The organism is Providencia sp. R33 (assembly GCF_019343475.1).
Taxonomy (GTDB): Bacteria; Pseudomonadota; Gammaproteobacteria; order Enterobacterales; family Enterobacteriaceae; genus Providencia.
Window position 1 is genome coordinate 430,821 of sequence record NZ_CP072453.1, and the last position, 17,405, is coordinate 448,225.

The window sequence follows — 17,405 nt, forward strand, 5'->3', positions numbered from 1 at the left end:
CTTGAATAAATTATGCAACCGTCAATTGCCCTGCATATAACACAAAGAAACGCAGGCAAAATACGCCGAATAAACTTGCACTACTGACGAGTAAAATTCTTACTGCGCCGTGGCTTTTATCCACCCATTTTTTTAAAGCTAATGGGATAATAAAGCCGAAGCCAACCACACCAATCCAGAACCACCACGTCCAGAATCCGCCACCTAGTGCAGCAACTAATGAACGAATTTTACCGTCATCACCTAAGGCTAAGCCGACAAAAAAGGCCGCCAATAGGAATATCTCTAACCAAATCACAAAACCTTCTACGCGATGCAAAAAGGCAGATTCTGGGTTATGAATATTTTTGCGATAGCGTAACGCTAATGCAATTAATGACACGGCAATTCCTGACGATATTCCAGAGAATAGGAATAAAGCAGGTAATAATGGATTGTTTAAGAACGGATAAGACTTTAAGGCTGATAGCAAGAAACCCGTATAGGCCCCCAGTAATACCGCTAAAACTAGCATAATTATATCGAGAAAGCGCATTACTCGGGTGAGCATCGCTAAGACACGAGGAATGATGCTAAGTTTTGGCAGCCATTTTTGTTGCAAACCAATCAGTTCGGTTTCATAGATTTTAGCCAGCCAAACCACTAAGACGGCCATATACACTTGGAATAGCATGACCCCCATCGACATGACGGAGGTTGGGCTGTAATGAAACATCAATTTCCAAAACGTCCATGGACGTGTTAAATGGAGAATCAAAATCAATAAGCCCAGCACAATGGTGGTTGGCGCTAAAATCAGGGTTGTGCGCATTAAGGTGCTGTCGCTACCAGCGGCGTTAGGGTAGTACTGGCGCAATAACACAGCTAATACAACCAAGCCCGCAGAAATACCGATTAAAAATAGGTAAACCGCGATGGGCCAGTCCCAAACCAGTGATTCAAAATGGAAAGCAGAAGCGGTTGTCATTGGCTAACCTCCCCATATTTGAATGGAACTCGGTACATTTTGGGGTGAGTACCAAGTGCGATTTTGAATCGATAAGTGGGCTTCTCTTTCAACATCAAAGAAATATCACTCTTCGGATCGTCCAAATTACCAAATGTGAGTGCTTTGGTTGGGCAAGATTCAACACAAGCGGGTTGCTTACCATTTTTCAGATTGGTTTTTCGACAAAAATCGCATTTATCCGCTGTTTTATTGACTGGATGAATAAACCGCACACGGTAAGGGCATGCCGCGATACAGTATTGGCAGCCCACACACAAGTCAGGGTTTACATCCACAATACCCGTGGTTTTATCGATAAAAGAAGCGCCTGTTGGGCAGACATCAACACAAGGTGCACTTTCGCAGTGTTGGCATGAATGGCGAAAGAAACGATATTTGACATCTGGAAACTGGCCGATGGGTTCACTACGAATAATGGTTAACCGTGAAACACCCTCTGGGACTTGGTTTACCTCGCGGCACGCATCCATGCATGCCGTACAGCCGATACACAAATTTTCATCGTGGATCATACCGTAGCGAACGCCGTCTATTTTCATGGTGTTAGCTAGAGTGTGGCCAGCTATCCCTCCTACCGCCGCCAGTGCTCCTGAATAAATAATGAATTGACGACGAGAACAACTCATGGCTGCTCCTTACGCAATTTCACCGCTGCTGGGTTGAAAGCAGGGTTGTCGCGCTGCTCAGAGTGGCAATCAACACAGATCTTCACTTTGCCTTTATCGGTCAGTACCTTCATCGTATCTTGTTTTGGATGGAGGTCATGGCAACTGGCACAGGCCACTTTTGTCACGTGGACATCATGGGGCCAGAACGCTTTTTGCAGTTGTTCCGGTAAGTGACAAGATAAACAGACACTGTTTTGCTGTTCCACTGTATACATCGGGTTGTTGAAGCGCATAACATCTTTTACGCCTTCGCGGTGATCAGGCCCTGGGTTACCGTGGCAGTTGGTACAAGTCACGGGTAAGTTATTGTTTGGGTTGACCACTTCTGAGTGCGTGCCGTGCATACCTTCTTTGTCAGGTTTATGACAATCTAAACATGCACCATCAGCGCTGCGTTGCTGTGTGACAACCCAACGGCCATCAGCATTTTCTTCAGCAATTTGAGGTGTAGCGGAGGCGGCTGCTGCCCATAATAAGCCTGTTGCCAGCACCCCAGCAGTGAATAACGAACGTAGTACGCTCATAATTACTCCATTGGTTGTTTTGCCCCTTATCATCGGGGCAAATGCGGTTATTTGGCTAATAGGTCATTTTTACGAGCTTGTTCATCCCACTGTGGCACAACAGTTTTTAAGAACTCTTGTTTCTCAGCATTGATTTTTTGCATATCTAAACCAATGGCTTGTTGTGCTTTTTCTTTGGTGGAAATATCTGGGATGGCAATTTCATGAGTGATGCCTTTCGAACCGAGCAGACGAGCAAGTTTAGTTCGTGCATCAGCGGCTTTATCCATTGCACCACCTAACATGCGTAAACCTTCATCAGGGGCATGCATGTGGATACCATGAGACGCAATCGCTAAGTCCCAGCGCCATTGTGCATGGCGAATATCGGTTAGGATTGGTTTCATTTCGTCTTCAGTTGCACCTGCATCCCAAGCGGCTTTCGCCTCAAAGTGAGCTCGAACTAATTGATCTTCCACTTTGATTTTCATTTCTTGGATAGCGTGCTTACGCTCTGCAACGACATCTTGTAGCTGTTGTTTGCTTTGAGTGTGGCAGTTGCTACAGGTTTGCTCGAAATTGTCGAACGGGTTACCAATTTTATGGCTGGTATACAGTTCGCCTTTTTCGTTTTGCAGTTTCGGCATGTGGCAATCAATACAAGTCACATTATTTTTGCCATGAATACCCGCGCTCCATGTTTCATATTCAGGGTGTTGTGCTTTTAACAGAGGTGCTTTAGATAGTGTATTTGTCCAGTCGGAGAAACCGATATTGTCGTAGTACACTTCCATCTCTTCGACTTTGGTTCCGTTATCCCACGGGAATTTAACGGCTTTTTTGTCGCCAGAGAAATAGTACTCAACGTGGCATTGACCACACACCATGGATTGTTGGTCGAAACGACTGGCTTGGTCGAATGGTTTGCCAATGGTTTCCATCGCACGCTCTGCATAAGGGCGTGTTAGGGTCAGCTCAGGTTTCCCTTTCGCAAAATCAGGGGAGTCAGTTTTGTGGCAGTCACCGCAACCGAGAGCGTTAACGACTTCTGGGCCACCTTTTGCCCATTTGCCTTCAAAATAGCCATCTTCACCATGCTCTTGAATAAGTCTTGCGACATCGGGGCTTTTACAGCTCCAGCAAGCCATCGGTAAAGGGCCATCTTGTGCATCTTTTGGTGCACCTGTACGCAATGTTTCACGTACATCAATGATGGCATACGCATGACCCCGCGGTTTGTTATAGTCACGGGAGAATGGGTATCCTGCCCAAAGAATCACTAAACGCGGGTCTTCTGCTAGGGCATCTTCGCGGTTAGCTTGTTCAGAGGTTGCTCGCCAAGAATGATATTGGTCTGGGTGAGCGGCTTCGAAAGTTTCATTTCGTGTATTTATTGTGGAGGTGCCATCCTTAGTCGGAGTAGGGGTTTGTGCATGAACAGAGGTAAAGAGAAATATTCCTGCAACTAGACTCAGTATGCACAGTACATTATTTCTTATGTTTGCCATAAAAAGGGCCTCGAGTAATGTGAGCCAACCATCCCTTCATTTTTCGAGCAATTATTTTAGGGGGTAATCCTGCTCGAACGATTTTGGGTATTTTTTGTTATATAGGTTTGATAGCAAGCAGATGGATGCTATCAAGACATTGCCAACTTATATGTGTAACAAAAAACCACACAAAAAATATTGTTTTTGATCAAAAGATAATTTGGATTAAAGAAATAGAATGCAGATAAATAATAAATATGGAGTATTAAAGAAATTGCTATAGTTATTATTGACTAGTTTTAAACTGATCATTTTGGGTAATGACTTAGTAATGATTCTTATTTTTAAAAACGAAGTTCGTTTTATTTAGTTATTTGATTTTTATGAATAATATTATTTGGTGTAATCAGTTTTTTATTTCGCAAAGTAAAATAAGAAATAAATCGTGCGTAATATCAAAAAAATTGCAATTATTTTTTTCTAAAATGACATTGAATCTACCACTTTAGTGGTATGTTTTGGTGTTAATTTAAACTTAGAACATTAAAACTCGCGTCTAAATTAAATATCTATATTGATTGATTGTTAATGAATAATTAAAAAATTGTCTATATTCCCTGTTTTTAGTCATTTTGATGTTCAAAAGTTATCAAGAATTTGGATGCAGTGATTTTCAGTTGTAAGTGGTGTCATTACCCCTTTTACCTACTAGGTAGTATGTATTTTTCTAACCTCTATCGTTAATATTTCTCATAAATAATACACATATAAAAACTGCGGTTTATCAGTACTTTTTTACGATTTTGTTGGCAATGTAAAGGAAATAAACATGGTTGATCTCACCCGTCGGGGAGTATTAACTGGTGCGTGGCGTAATGCCGCTCCAGTGGTTCGACCGCCATGGAGTGGTAGTGAAGCGCACTTTATTGAAAAGTGTACCCGTTGCAACGCTTGTGTGGAAAGTTGTGAAACGACAATTTTGCAAGCTGGCGCAGGCGGATACCCTATTATTGACTTTAAACGTGGCGAATGTACCTTTTGCTACGCGTGTGCGACCGCCTGCCCTGAACCTATTTTCCTGCCACAACAAACCCAACCTTGGGATATCACCGTTTCTATCGGTCAGAACTGCCTTGCATTTAAATCTATCGAATGCCGCCGTTGCCAAGACAGTTGTGAACCTGAAGTTATCTCTTTTCGTCCGTCACTGGCAGGTATTTACCAGCCAAAAATAGAAACACAAGGCTGTACAGGCTGTGGTGCCTGTGTTGCAGGTTGTCCTGTATCAGCCATTACCGTGGAGCATGAACATGCACAGTAAATACCAAGTGTGCAGTTTGATTGTACAAATAAAAAGCGAACGAATATCTGCTGTGACCGAAAAAATAAATCAGCTTCCGAACTGTGAAGTGGCGATTAGCGCCCCTGAAAACGGAAAACTGATTGTCGTTGTTGAAGGGCAAGGCAGTAAAACGTTGTTAGATACTATTGATTTAGTACGCGATTTTGAAGGCGTGCTAGATGTTTCGCTGGTGTATCACCAGCAGGATGAGCAAGGTGAGGAAGATTATGAAACTCAGTCGTCGTAGCTTTATGAAAGCCAATGCGATAGCGGCCGCTGCTGCGGCGGCAGGTATTGGCACACCCAGTATTGCGAAAGCGGTCGTCGGTCAACAAGAAAGCATTAAATGGGACAAAGCCCCGTGCCGTTTCTGCGGCACAGGTTGTGGTGTTCTTGTTGGTACACAAAATGGCCGTATTGTTGCGAGCCAAGGTGACCCTGAAGCCCCTGTAAACCGTGGCCTAAACTGTATCAAAGGCTATTTCTTACCGAAAATCATGTACGGAAAAGACCGTTTAACGCAGCCAATGTTGCGCATGAAAGACGGTGAATATGATAAAAATGGCGAGTTCACACCGATCACGTGGGAACAAGCATTTGATGTCATGGAAGAAAAAGTTAAAACCACCTTAAAAGAAAAAGGCCCAGAAGGGATCGGTATGTTCGGTTCAGGCCAATGGACAGTTTGGGAAGGCTACGCCGCCTCTAAACTATTTAAAGGCGGTTTTCGTTCAAATAACTTAGACCCGAATGCGCGCCACTGTATGGCGTCAGCAGTCGTTGGTTTTATGCGTACCTTTGGTATGGATGAACCGATGGGATGTTATGACGATATTGAGCACGCAGATGCTTTCGTTCTGTGGGGCTCAAATATGGCCGAAATGCACCCTATTTTATGGTCGCGCATTACTAACCGCCGTTTATCTAACCCAGACGTACGTGTTGCGGTGCTGTCTACGTTCAAACACCGTAGCTTTGAACTTGCGGATAACGGCATTGTATTTACGCCGCAGTCTGACTTGGTGATCCTGAACTATATTGCGAACTATATTATTCAGAATAATGCAGTTAATCAGGATTTCTTGGATAAACACGTTAACTTACGCCGTGGTGCAACAGACATCGGTTATGGTTTACGTCCGACTCATCCATTAGAAAAAAGCGCTAAAAATGCAGGCTCTGATGCCTCAGAACCAATGACATGGGAAGAATATAAAGCCTTTGTTTCGGAATATACCTTAGACAAAACCGCAGAAATGACTGGTGTGCCAAAAGACCAGTTAGTCGAGTTAGCCGAGCTGTATGCGAATCCGAAAACCAAAGTGGTTTCTTATTGGACAATGGGCTTTAACCAGCACACTCGTGGTGTTTGGGCAAATAACCTTGCGTACAACCTGCACTTATTAACTGGTAAAATCTCTCAACCGGGCTGCGGTCCGTTCTCCTTAACGGGTCAGCCATCAGCCTGTGGTACAGCACGTGAAGTGGGGACATTCTCACACCGTTTACCTGCTGACATGGTGGTGACTAACGAAAAACACCGTGAAAAAGTGGAAGGCGTTTGGGGATTACCTGCGGGCACCATCCCAGAAAAAGTGGGTTTACACGCCGTTGCACAAGACCGTGCTTTAAAAGACGGGAAGCTGAATTTCTATTGGGTTATGTGTAACAACAACATGCAAGCGGGCCCAAATATCAATCAAGAACGTATGCCTGGGTGGCGCGATCCACGTAACTTTATTGTGGTATCTGACCCATACCCAACGGTTAGCGCATTGGCTGCCGACTTAATCTTACCTACCGCAATGTGGGTAGAGAAAGAAGGGGCTTACGGTAACGCAGAGCGTCGTACTCAATTCTGGCGTCAACAAGTTCAAGCGCCGGGTGAAGCTAAGTCTGACTTAATGCAGATGGTGTTATTCTCCAAACGCTTTAAAACTGATGAAGTGTGGCCAGAAGAGTTACTAGCGAAAAAACCAGAACTGCGCGGTAAAACATTGTACGACGTGTTGTTTGCTAACGGCGCGGTGACCAAATTCCCAGTGACAGAGTTAGCCGAAGACCAATTAAACGATGAGTCACGTGAATTGGGCTTCTACTTACAAAAAGGCTTATTTGAAGAATACGCAGGGTTTGGCCGTGGTCATGGCCATGACTTAGCGGACTTTGATGCTTACCACAAAGCTCGCGGTATCCGTTGGCCAGTGGTGGATGGCAAAGAAACTCAATGGCGTTATAGCGAAGGGAATGACCCTTACGTTAAAGCGGGTGAAGGTTACCAGTTCTACGGTAAACCCGACGGCAAGGCGGTAATCTTTGCTCTGCCATTTGAGCCTGCTGCAGAATCACCAGATAAAGAATATGACCTGTGGTTATCGACAGGGCGTGTCCTTGAACATTGGCATACCGGCAGTATGACTCGCCGTGTGCCTGAATTGCACCGTGCTTTCCCTGAATCGTTAGTGTTTATGCACCCACTCGATGCGAAAGACCGTGGATTGCGTCGTGGTGACAAAGTCAAAGTGGTTTCTCGCCGTGGTGATGTGACAACTATCGTTGAAACTCGCGGCCGTAATAGACCACCAAAAGGCTTGGTGTACATGGCGTTCTTCGACGCAGCGCAATTAGTGAATAACTTAACACTGGATGCGACTGACCCACTTTCGAAAGAAACGGACTACAAAAAATGTGCCGTTAAACTGGAAAAGGTGTAATTGCTCATGCCCCAGAAAACTAATCCTAACAAGGTTAAGTCCCAGAACAGTCGCCGTCGCTTTTTGCGTGATGTAGGTCGCGCAGCAGGTGGGTTAGTGGCTGTTGGCGTGGTACTGGGGCTTCAGCAACAAACCTCCCGAGCGAGCGGTGTGAGACTTCGCCCGCCGGGTGCGCTGAATGAAACGGCATTTGCCAGTGCCTGTGTGCGCTGTGGTCAATGCGTTCAAGCCTGCCCTTATGACATGTTGAAATTAGCCACATTGGCATCAGGTCTGGCAGCGGGAACACCGTATTTTATCGCCCGCGAAAACCCGTGTGAAATGTGTGAAGACATTCCCTGCGCGAAAGTGTGCCCAAGTGGCGCGTTGGATAAAGACATTGAGTCTATCAATGATGCGCGTATGGGCTTGGCTGTGTTACTTGACCAAGAAAACTGTCTGAATTTCCAAGGGTTGCGTTGCGATGTGTGTTACCGCGTTTGTCCGCTTATTGACGAAGCTATCACATTGGAACTTGAGCAAAACCATCGAACAGGTAAACACGCGCGTTTCTTACCAACGGTAAACAGCAATTACTGCACGGGGTGCGGTAAATGCGAGCAAGCTTGCGTGTTGGAAGAAGCGGCTATCAAAGTGTTGCCAAGAGATTTGGCGAAAGGTGAATTAGGCCATCATTACCGTTTTGGTTGGCTGGAGGGAAACAATGGCAAATCGTAAACGCGACGCCGGACGTGAAGCTCAGGCAAAAAAAGGGTGGTGGCAGAGCCACAAATGGTTGGTATTAAGGCGTGTCAGCCAATTATTGGTGCTAGCGATGTTTTTGAGTGGTCCATGGTTTGGTGTGTGGATATTACACGGGAACTATAGCAGCAGCTTATTGTTAGACACAGTGCCATTGACTGACCCACTGATTACGTTAGAGAGCTTAGCAAGTGGTTACTTACCAGGGATCTCTGCGCTGATCGGTGCCGCCATCGTGTTCGGTGTGTATGCGCTATTAGGTAAACGCATTTTTTGCAGTTGGATTTGCCCTGTTAATCCGATAACTGACGCCGCGGCATGGCTGCGTCGTAAGTTCGACCTGAACCAATCTGCCACCATTCCACGCTACATTCGTTATGTGTTGCTGGTGGTGATTTTAGTGGGTTCAGCGGTGACAGGCACGTTACTGTGGGAATGGCTAAACCCAGTTTCATTAATGGGGCGCAGTTTAATTTTCGGTTTTGGAAGTGGCGCATTGGTTTTAGTTGCGCTGTTTTTATTCGATTTATTGGTAGTGGAACATGGATGGTGCGGTCACCTTTGCCCATTAGGCGCACTGTATGGTGTCGCGGGTTGTAAGGGCGCACTAGTCGTCACAGCGGTCAATAAAAAAGACTGTAGCCGCTGTATGGATTGTTTCCACGTTTGTCCGGAGCCGCAAGTGTTGCGCGCACCGGTCCTAGATAAACAGGCCCCAGCTCTGATTTCCGATAAGGACTGCATCACTTGCGGTCGCTGTATCGACGTCTGTTCTGAGGATGTTTTTAAAATAACACTACGATGGAGCTCGGGAGCTAAATCATGAAAAATTCAGTCCTGAAAAAGACGCTAAGCCGCGCAATCGCAGGTATGGTCTTTGTTGTCAGCGGTCTAGTTTGGGCTGCTAACGGTGTCGATTTGAGTCAGTCACCTGAAGTGTCTGGTACGACTGAGGGAAGTATTCATATTCCTAAAGAGCAAGAAAGAATGGCACTAAACTATGTGAACCAGCCGCCGATGATCCCACATAGCGTGGATGGCTACCAAATTACCACTAACACAAACCGTTGTTTACAGTGCCACGGTGTTGAAAATTATCGTACTACAGGTGCGCCGCGTGTGAGCCCTACACACTTTATGGATGCTACGGGGAAAGTATTGGGTGAAGTTGCACCAAACCGTTATTTCTGTTTACAGTGCCATGTACCGCAATCCGATACGCCGGCTATCATTGATAACACATTTACCCCATCCAAAGGCTTTGGGAAATAAGGGGGAATTATGGCAAATAATAACGAAAAACCAACAACGGGCGACAAGCCGAAGAAAAAAGGCGTGTTTGGGTTAATTAGACGTGTATGGCAGTGGTGGCGTAGACCAAGCCGCTTAGCATTAGGCACATTATTGCTAATTGGCTTTGTCAGTGGCGTGATTTTCTGGGGCGGTTTCAATACGGGTATGGAGATGGCAAATACAGAAGAGTTTTGTATTAGCTGTCACGAAATGCGTGAAAATGTCTATGAAGAATATATGGATACAATTCACTATACTAACCGTAGTGGTGTTCGTGCAACTTGCCCAGATTGCCACGTTCCTCACGAATTTGGCCCGAAAATGGTGCGTAAAATTCAAGCCAGTAAAGAGTTATATGGGAAAATTTTTGGCATTATCGATACACCGCAAAAATTTGAAGACCACCGTTTAGCCATGGCGCAAAGTGAGTGGCGGCGTATGAAAAACAATGACTCGCAGGAGTGCCGTAACTGTCACAATTTTGAGTATATGGATTTCACTGCCCAAAAAGGGGTAGCAGCCAAAATGCATGATCAAGCCGTTACGGATGGTAAAACCTGTATAGACTGCCATAAAGGGATTGCACATAAGCTGCCTGATATGCGTGAAGTTGAGCCGGGCTTTTAATCGGGAGTTATCGTTTTATGATGAGTTATCTTAATGAATTATAAGTGATGATCACGAAATAGGCTGATTATGCGTAAGAGTATAATCAGCCTAAGTTATATTTGTGTTAAATCAATATCTTTGCTTTTTTAATGTGTATTGTATGATGCTGTCACTCAGCATTTACTAACAATATAATAAATCAGGGTAATTAAACTATGTGGAAAAAGCTTCATCAACTTGCCATCCCCGTTAACCTTTACCGGTTATGTGGGCGTCTAGTACCGTGGTTTATTATATTAAGTGTGATTTGTTTAGCGGTAGGTTGGGTCTGGGGCTTTGGTTTTGCACCGACCGATAAAGTGCAAAGTGAGAGCTACCGCATCATGTATATCCACGTGCCTGCTGCGATGTGGTCAATGGGGATTTATGCCACGATGGCTATCACGGCCTTTATTGGGCTGGTGTGGCAGATGAAAGTGTCTGAACTGGCGATTGCCGCGATGGCACCAGTTGGCGCGGTCTTTACTTTCATTGCATTAGTCACTGGCGCGACATGGGGTAAGCCGATGTGGGGCGCTTGGTGGGTGTGGGATGCACGTTTAACCTCTGAATTGATTCTATTTTTTCTGTATGTGGGCGTTATTGCGTTATGGCATGCTTTTGATGACCGCCGTACTGCGGGTAAAGCCGCGGCGATTTTAGTATTAATTGGCGTGATTAACTTACCTATCATTCATTACTCTGTGGAATGGTGGCAAACGCTGCATCAGCCGTCGACACGCATGCAAGAAAGTATTAACCCAGCAATGCGTACACCTTTACGCTTAGCTATTCTTGGGTATCTATTCTTATTTATCTCTTTAACACTCATCCGCTTACGTAATCAGTTATTGATCCTCGAACGTAACCGCCCTTGGGTGCTCGATATTGTGAAAAAAGGAGGGCGCCCTCAATGACCAGCGCATTTGCATCTTGGAGCGATTTTTTTGCAATGGGAGGCTATGGGTTTTATGTCTGGTTGGCGGTGGCGCTGACCTTAATTCCTATTTTGCTACTCTGTGTGCATACCGTTATCCAACGAAAAATAATTATTAATGCCATTATTCAACAGCAAGCTCGCGAACAAAGACAAAAAGCCGCAAGAGCGCGTAGGGAGGGGATGTGAATATTCGTCGTCGTAACCGACTTTGGTTAATTTGTTCCATCATTATTGGTGTTGGCTTAACGCTAGCGCTGATCCTCTACGCACTGCGCTCAAGTATTGACCTCTTTTATACACCAGGTGAAATCATTTATGGTAAACGTGAAACTCAGCAAATGCCTGAGGTTGGGCAGCGTTTACGTGTAGGTGGCATGGTAATGCCGGGCAGTGTTGTGCGCGATGCTGATCCAAAATCATTAAAAATCACCTTCACCGTTTATGATGCAGAAGCGGAAATTGATGTCAGTTATGAAGGCATCTTGCCAGACTTATTTAAAGAGGGGCAAGGCGTCGTTGTACAAGGCGAATTACAAGAAAATAACCATGTTTTAGCGAAAGAAGTGTTAGCAAAACATGATGAAAACTATACGCCACCAGAAGTGGAAAAAGCGATGCAAGAAAACCACCGGAGACCTGCCGCAGCCTATAAGGAAAATGCGTCATGATCCCAGAAATTGGTAGCATTTTACTGTGCTTAGCGCTAGGCCTTGCCGTTTTGCTGTCCATCTACCCATTATGGGGAGTGGCGCGTAACGATACACGCTTGATGGCTTCATCGCGCCCATTGGCGTGGTTACTGTTTCTTTGTGTGACGGGGGCATTTCTTGTTCTCGTCAATGCGTTTGTCGTAAATGATTTCTCTGTCACCTATGTAGCGAACAACTCCAATACTCAACTACCGATTTGGTACCGTGTTGCCGCAACGTGGGGTGCTCACGAAGGTTCCCTGTTGTTATGGGTCTTGTTGATGAGTGGCTGGACATTCGCAGTCGCGCTGTTTAGCTATCGCATGCCGCTGGATATCGTTGCTCGTGTACTTGCCGTGATGGGGATGGTGAGCGTCGGTTTCTTGCTGTTTATCATTTTTACCTCAAACCCATTTTCACGCACATTACCGTCGTTCCCAATTGAAGGGCGCGACCTGAACCCATTGTTACAAGACCCAGGCCTTATCTTCCACCCACCTTTATTGTATATGGGGTACGTGGGCTTCTCGGTGGCATTTGCCTTTGCGATTGCGGCCTTGCTCAGTGGGCGATTAGACAGCTCCTTTACCCGCTTTGCACGTCCTTGGACGATGGCGGCATGGTTCTTCTTAACCCTCGGGATCATGTTAGGCTCCGCATGGGCATATTATGAGCTTGGTTGGGGCGGCTGGTGGTTCTGGGACCCAGTAGAGAATGCCTCTTTTATGCCATGGTTGGTGGGAACGGCGTTGATCCACTCCTTATCAGTGACGGAGCAACGGGCGACATTCAAAGCATGGTCATTGCTCTTGTCGATATTTGCCTTCTCATTATGTTTACTCGGCACATTCTTAGTGCGATCAGGCGTGTTAGTTTCCGTGCATGCGTTCGCCTCAGACCCATCCCGCGGGCTATTTATCTTAGCATTTATGGTGTTGGTGATCGGTGGCTCGTTGCTCGTGTTTGCATTACGAGGTCATAAAGTGCGTTCACGGGTTAACAATGCGCTGTGGTCACGTGAATCGATGTTACTGGGCAATAACGTGATTTTAACTGCGGCAATGCTGGTGGTGCTGCTCGGTACATTACTGCCGTTAGTTCATAAACAAATTGGGTTAGGTACCATTTCTATCGGTGAGCCGTTCTTTAACACCATGTTTATTGCATTGATGGTGCCATTTGCCTTGTTATTAGGGATTGGGCCATTGGTTCGTTGGGGGCGTGACCGTCCTGCGGCGATTAAAAAAATGCTGATTATTGCAACGGTGATGACGCTGATTCTGTCATTTGCATTACCTATGCTGATGGAAGACCGCGTTGAAGCATTAACCGTTGTCGGTTTGATGATGGCGATATGGATTGCCATTTTAGCGTTCGCTGAAATGAAAGTGCGCATCAGCAAAAAAATCAAACTGACCTCAAGTTACTGGGGCATGGTATGTGCTCACTTAGGCTTAGCGGTCACCATTGTTGGGATCGCCTTTAGCCAAAATTACAGTATTGAGCGCGATGTGAAAATGAAACCGGGAGATAACATTGCTATTCACGGTTATACCTTTACGTTTAATGGTGTGCGTGAAGCAGATGGCCCGAACTACCAAGGGGTTATCGGCAGTATTTCCGTCACCAAAAACGACAAAGTGGTTAGCATCTTAATGCCAGAAAAACGTTTTTACAGCGTCAGTCGTGCCGTTATGACTGAAGCGGCGATTGATGGCGGTATTACCCGCGATTTATACGCAGCCCTCGGTGAGGAAGTTGATAAAAATACGTGGACTATGCGTTTGTATTATAAACCATTTGTTCGCTGGATCTGGTCAGGTGGTGTGTTAATGGCAATCGGCGCGTTGTTCTGCTTGTTTGACCCACGTTATCGTCGTCGCAAATTGCAAGGGGAAACAGCATGAACCGCAAAGTCTTTTTAATCCCTTTTATTATCTTCGCAGGGATAGCTGCGGTATTGCTGTGGCAGTTGATGCGTAATGCAGAAGGGGATGACCCGCGTTTATTGGAATCAGCATTAATTGGTAAGCCTGTGCCTGTTTTTCGCTTGGAATCGTTAGAAAACCCCGGAAAGCATTATGAGTCGGAGGTGTTAACGCAAGGCCAGCCTATCTTATTGAATGTTTGGGCAACATGGTGCGTCACTTGCCGTGCGGAGCACCAGTATCTCAACACGTTATCCGCGCAAGGTGTGCGTGTGGTTGGCTTAAATTACAAAGACAAACGCGACAAAGCGGTTGTGTGGTTGCGCCAGTTGGGCAACCCTTACGCATTGAGTTTATTTGATGGTGAAGGCATGTTAGCGCTTGATCTCGGGGTTTATGGTGCGCCAGAAACCTTCCTGATTGATGGCAATGGTATTATCCGTTACCGCCACGCAGGAGCCATGGATGAGCGTGTCTGGGAAAAAGAATTCAAGCCCCTTTGGGAGCGCTATAACCAGGAGGCGAACCAATGAGGTATTTACTCGGTTTATTGATGTTGGCTCTCAGTGCAACAATCACGTATGCCTCTACGGAAGTGTTTACGTTTGATAACGAACAGCAAGAGCAGCAATTTCGTAAGTTAACGGAAGAGTTGCGCTGCCCTAAGTGCCAAAATAACAGCATTGCTGACTCTAACTCTATGATTGCATTGGATTTGCGTCAAAAAGTGTATGAGTTGATGAAAGAAGGCAAAAACCGTGATGAAATCGTCGATTATATGGTGGCGCGTTATGGTTACTTTGTTACTTATAACCCACCATTAACGCCATTGACGATGATGTTATGGGGGCTGCCATTTGCTGCGATTATCATTGGTGGTTGGATTATTTTTGCCCGTTCAAAAAAACGCGTGCGTATCAAGCAAGTGGAAAACGGGGAAGAAGATGAAATTCCGGAAGCTTCACGTGCGAGTTATTGGGTGTATCTACCAGGCGCATTGATTGCACTGGGTGTTGCTGCGGGGGCGTATTATCAAGTAGGCAGCTATGAAAAAGTTGCGGATTGGAATAATGCTTATCAACAAGCACCAGCCTTGCTGGATAGAGCCTTAGACCCGTCAGAGCCACCACTGAATAATGCTGAAATGGAGCATTTAGCATTAGGCTTGCGTACTCGCTTACAAGAAGATCCGCAAAATATAGAAGCATGGGTGATGTTAGGGCGCATTGGTATGGTGCTGGGTAATGCAACTATGGCAACCGATGCGTATGGCCGTGCGTATCGCCTTTCACCAAAAGATGAAAATGTGGTGATTGGTTATGCGGAAGTTTTAACGCGTTCTTCAGACCCAGAAGATAACCGCCAAGGTGCAGAGTTACTGAAAAAGCTGATTGCAGAAGATCGCACGAATGTAAAAGCATTAAGCATTTTTGCTTTCAATGCATTTGAGCAAGAGCGTTACGCAGAGGCGATTTCAGCATGGCAAATGATGTTAAAACTGTTACCTGAAAATGATCAGCGCCGAGCGATTATCGAGCGCAGTGTAGAGCAAGCACTGATGATGGTGCATGAAAAGAAAGGCATGCCTGCGGATAAGTAACATCAGTTTGGTCAATATGATTTAAACGGGGGCGTAAGTCCCCGTTTTTGTTTTTATAGTTTTAAGTCCATTCAAGTCACGTTAGCGCCTTTAGAGAATAATTCTTTGCTTCAAGGGCGTAAAACATCACAATCCCACTTAACCCACCTCTGCCATGGCCCTCAACTTCAATCAGTTCTTGCTTTTTATTTTTGTGAATTTATTGAACTGTGAATATCATCACAAAGAGACACTTCTTTTTTGTCGATAGACTGCGACGATGAATAAGCATATTTATTATAATTAAATTTAAACAATGCAGGGTAATAGGTTGATAATTTGGCTTTAAAATAAACAATAAACTGTTTATTTTTAAATTAAATAATTAAAGAAATGAGAGTTAATGTTTTCTTATATTTATTGTGGGAAGTTAAAATTCAATTAAATTAATTAATCAATTCTAATATTATATTGATAATAATATCACATTTGGCTTTGGTTGTTCTTTTTTGGTTTTTTTTGTTTTTATTTTTATGCTTTTTGCTTTTTTTTGCTTTTGAATGGGAAGGTATGAGTATAGTCACATTAACGTAACAAGGTATAAATTAGAGTAAATGCCATGAGGTAAAATGGCATGAAAGCAGAACGACATAAGAAAATAATTAATATTTTAAAAAATATAGGCTCAGCAAAAGTTTCTGTTTTATCGAAAGAACTTAATGTCACAAAAGAAACCATTAGGGCGGATTTAAATTCTTTAGCAAAAAAAGGAATTATTAGCCGTTGCCATGGTGGCGCATATATCGAATTTGAAACCCTAGACAAAGTTGCTAAAAAGGAAATTATTCAATTTCTTGAGTGCAATGAAAGTTTTAATGAAAGAACAGATAAGGATGATGCCGTGTTAGGTAAAGTATGTGTATTAGGTTCATTTAACGTTGATATGATTAGTTATTTACCTCGTCTTCCTGAAGCGGGTGAATCATTATTGTCGAATAAATTTATTTTTTCACCAGGTGGAAAAGGTTGTAACCAAGCATTAGCAGCAAGTTATTCTGATTCACCTGTGCATTTTATTACTAAAATAGGGACGGACCAATTTAGTGAATATGCAATAAATTTTATTTCTTCGTCAAAAATAAAAACATCAACAATATACCAAACCGAAAAATACCAAACAGGAACGGCATCGATATTTGTCTCTGAAAACAGTGGGGAAAATATTATTTCTATATATCCAGGTTCAAATATGGATATTACTGCGGATGAAGTTAAAATCCAGAAAGACAAAATTATAAACTCAAACATTATACTCCTTCAATTAGAAACGAATATTGAAGCATTAAGTGAGATAATAGAAATTGGCAATGAATATAATATTCCGATTATCTTAAATCCTGCGCCTTACAATAATATCGTAAATGAGCTAATTGGAAAGATCGATATTTTGACACCGAATGAAACAGAAGCAAGCTTGCTCTCTGACATCAATGTTGTGGACATTGAAACTGCCAAAAAAGCAGCTGAAATTATCTATAACAAAGGCGTAAAAAAGGTTGTCATTACACTCGGAAGTAAAGGCTCTATTGCATTTGATGGTAATAAGTTCATTTATTCTCCGGCTTACACTGCCGTTGTTAAAAATACGGCGGGTGCAGGTGATGCATTTAATGGTGCTCTTGCAGCTTCATTAGCGAAAGGGAAACAATTTTCTTATGCCTTACGTTATGCATCAGCATTTTCATCCCTTGCTGTTGAAACAAGCAACGCTTCAGAAATGCCTGAAGATATTAATGTTATGCATCGTATTAATCAAACAACCTACTCACAGGTTGTGACTCAATCCCCTGAATAAATTAAT

At 44.2% G+C, this 17,405-nt stretch carries 18 protein-coding genes; 14 read left to right on the forward strand and 4 right to left on the reverse strand.

Features of this window, described 5'->3' with window-relative positions; all coding sequences use genetic code 11:
- Window positions 1–10: 10 nt before the first annotated feature.
- The 4 genes from nrfD to nrfA are packed head-to-tail and all read right to left on the reverse strand — an operon-like array spanning window position 11 to window position 3,688.
- Entirely contained in the window at window positions 11–967 is a 957-nt protein-coding gene (gene nrfD, locus J6836_RS01985; RefSeq protein ID WP_219246316.1) for a cytochrome c nitrite reductase subunit NrfD, read from the reverse strand.
- On the reverse strand, window positions 964–1,635 hold the full coding sequence (gene nrfC / locus J6836_RS01990) for a cytochrome c nitrite reductase Fe-S protein (protein WP_219246318.1): 672 nt from the start codon (window positions 1,633–1,635) through the stop codon (window positions 964–966). The genes nrfD and nrfC overlap by 4 nt, the downstream gene beginning before the upstream one ends.
- Entirely contained in the window at window positions 1,632–2,201 is a 570-nt protein-coding gene (gene nrfB, locus J6836_RS01995) for a cytochrome c nitrite reductase pentaheme subunit (RefSeq protein WP_219246320.1), read from the reverse strand. The genes nrfC and nrfB overlap by 4 nt, the downstream gene beginning before the upstream one ends.
- A gap of 47 nt (window positions 2,202–2,248) precedes the next feature.
- Window positions 2,249–3,688, reverse strand: coding sequence for an ammonia-forming nitrite reductase cytochrome c552 subunit (gene nrfA / locus J6836_RS02000; RefSeq protein WP_219246322.1), 1,440 nt, complete (start codon window positions 3,686–3,688; stop codon window positions 2,249–2,251).
- 811 nt (window positions 3,689–4,499) lie between these two features.
- On the opposite strand from nrfA, the gene napF reads away from it, so the two are divergent.
- The 14 genes from napF (at window position 4,500) to J6836_RS02070 (ending at window position 17,399) form a co-directional block, all read left to right on the forward strand.
- Window positions 4,500–4,991, forward strand: a complete 492-nt coding sequence (napF, locus tag J6836_RS02005) for a ferredoxin-type protein NapF (protein ID WP_219246324.1) — start codon at window positions 4,500–4,502, stop codon at window positions 4,989–4,991.
- Window positions 4,981–5,259 (forward strand): chaperone NapD, encoded by a 279-nt coding sequence (gene napD, locus J6836_RS02010; RefSeq protein ID WP_219246326.1) that lies wholly within the window; start codon window positions 4,981–4,983, stop codon window positions 5,257–5,259. The genes napF and napD overlap by 11 nt, the downstream gene beginning before the upstream one ends.
- The gene (gene napA, locus J6836_RS02015) at window positions 5,240–7,726 is read left to right on the forward strand and encodes a nitrate reductase catalytic subunit NapA (RefSeq protein ID WP_219246328.1); all 2,487 of its coding nucleotides are present in this window, start codon (window positions 5,240–5,242) and stop codon (window positions 7,724–7,726) included. The genes napD and napA overlap by 20 nt, the downstream gene beginning before the upstream one ends.
- A 6-nt stretch (window positions 7,727–7,732) precedes the next feature.
- Window positions 7,733–8,443, forward strand: a complete 711-nt coding sequence (gene napG / locus J6836_RS02020) for a ferredoxin-type protein NapG (RefSeq protein WP_219246330.1) — start codon at window positions 7,733–7,735, stop codon at window positions 8,441–8,443.
- Window positions 8,430–9,293, forward strand: a complete 864-nt coding sequence (gene napH, locus J6836_RS02025; protein ID WP_219246331.1) for a quinol dehydrogenase ferredoxin subunit NapH — start codon at window positions 8,430–8,432, stop codon at window positions 9,291–9,293. Before napG ends, napH begins: the two co-directional genes overlap by 14 nt.
- Window positions 9,290–9,739, forward strand: a complete 450-nt coding sequence (gene napB / locus J6836_RS02030; protein WP_219246333.1) for a nitrate reductase cytochrome c-type subunit — start codon at window positions 9,290–9,292, stop codon at window positions 9,737–9,739. Before napH ends, napB begins: the two co-directional genes overlap by 4 nt.
- A 9-nt stretch (window positions 9,740–9,748) precedes the next feature.
- The gene (gene napC, locus J6836_RS02035) at window positions 9,749–10,387 is read left to right on the forward strand and encodes a cytochrome c-type protein NapC (RefSeq protein ID WP_219246335.1); all 639 of its coding nucleotides are present in this window, start codon (window positions 9,749–9,751) and stop codon (window positions 10,385–10,387) included.
- Window positions 10,388–10,584: 197 nt separating this feature from the next.
- Window positions 10,585–11,325, forward strand: a complete 741-nt coding sequence (locus J6836_RS02040) for a heme ABC transporter permease (protein WP_219246337.1) — start codon at window positions 10,585–10,587, stop codon at window positions 11,323–11,325.
- Window positions 11,322–11,534 carry a heme exporter protein CcmD gene (ccmD, locus tag J6836_RS02045; protein WP_219246339.1) on the forward strand — a complete coding sequence of 71 codons (213 nt, stop codon included), beginning with the start codon at window positions 11,322–11,324 and terminating at the stop codon, window positions 11,532–11,534. The genes J6836_RS02040 and ccmD overlap by 4 nt, the downstream gene beginning before the upstream one ends.
- On the forward strand, window positions 11,531–12,016 hold the full coding sequence (ccmE, locus tag J6836_RS02050) for a cytochrome c maturation protein CcmE (protein ID WP_219246341.1): 486 nt from the start codon (window positions 11,531–11,533) through the stop codon (window positions 12,014–12,016). The genes ccmD and ccmE overlap by 4 nt, the downstream gene beginning before the upstream one ends.
- Window positions 12,013–13,944, forward strand: coding sequence for a heme lyase CcmF/NrfE family subunit (locus J6836_RS02055; RefSeq protein ID WP_219246343.1), 1,932 nt, complete (start codon window positions 12,013–12,015; stop codon window positions 13,942–13,944). The genes ccmE and J6836_RS02055 overlap by 4 nt, the downstream gene beginning before the upstream one ends.
- On the forward strand, window positions 13,941–14,498 hold the full coding sequence (locus J6836_RS02060) for a DsbE family thiol:disulfide interchange protein (RefSeq protein ID WP_219246344.1): 558 nt from the start codon (window positions 13,941–13,943) through the stop codon (window positions 14,496–14,498). Before J6836_RS02055 ends, J6836_RS02060 begins: the two co-directional genes overlap by 4 nt.
- Window positions 14,495–15,565, forward strand: a complete 1,071-nt coding sequence (locus J6836_RS02065; RefSeq protein WP_219246371.1) for a cytochrome c-type biogenesis protein CcmH — start codon at window positions 14,495–14,497, stop codon at window positions 15,563–15,565. Before J6836_RS02060 ends, J6836_RS02065 begins: the two co-directional genes overlap by 4 nt.
- Window positions 15,566–16,178: 613 nt before the next feature.
- On the forward strand, window positions 16,179–17,399 hold the full coding sequence (locus J6836_RS02070) for a PfkB family carbohydrate kinase (protein WP_219246394.1): 1,221 nt from the start codon (window positions 16,179–16,181) through the stop codon (window positions 17,397–17,399).
- Window positions 17,400–17,405 lie beyond the last annotated feature (6 nt).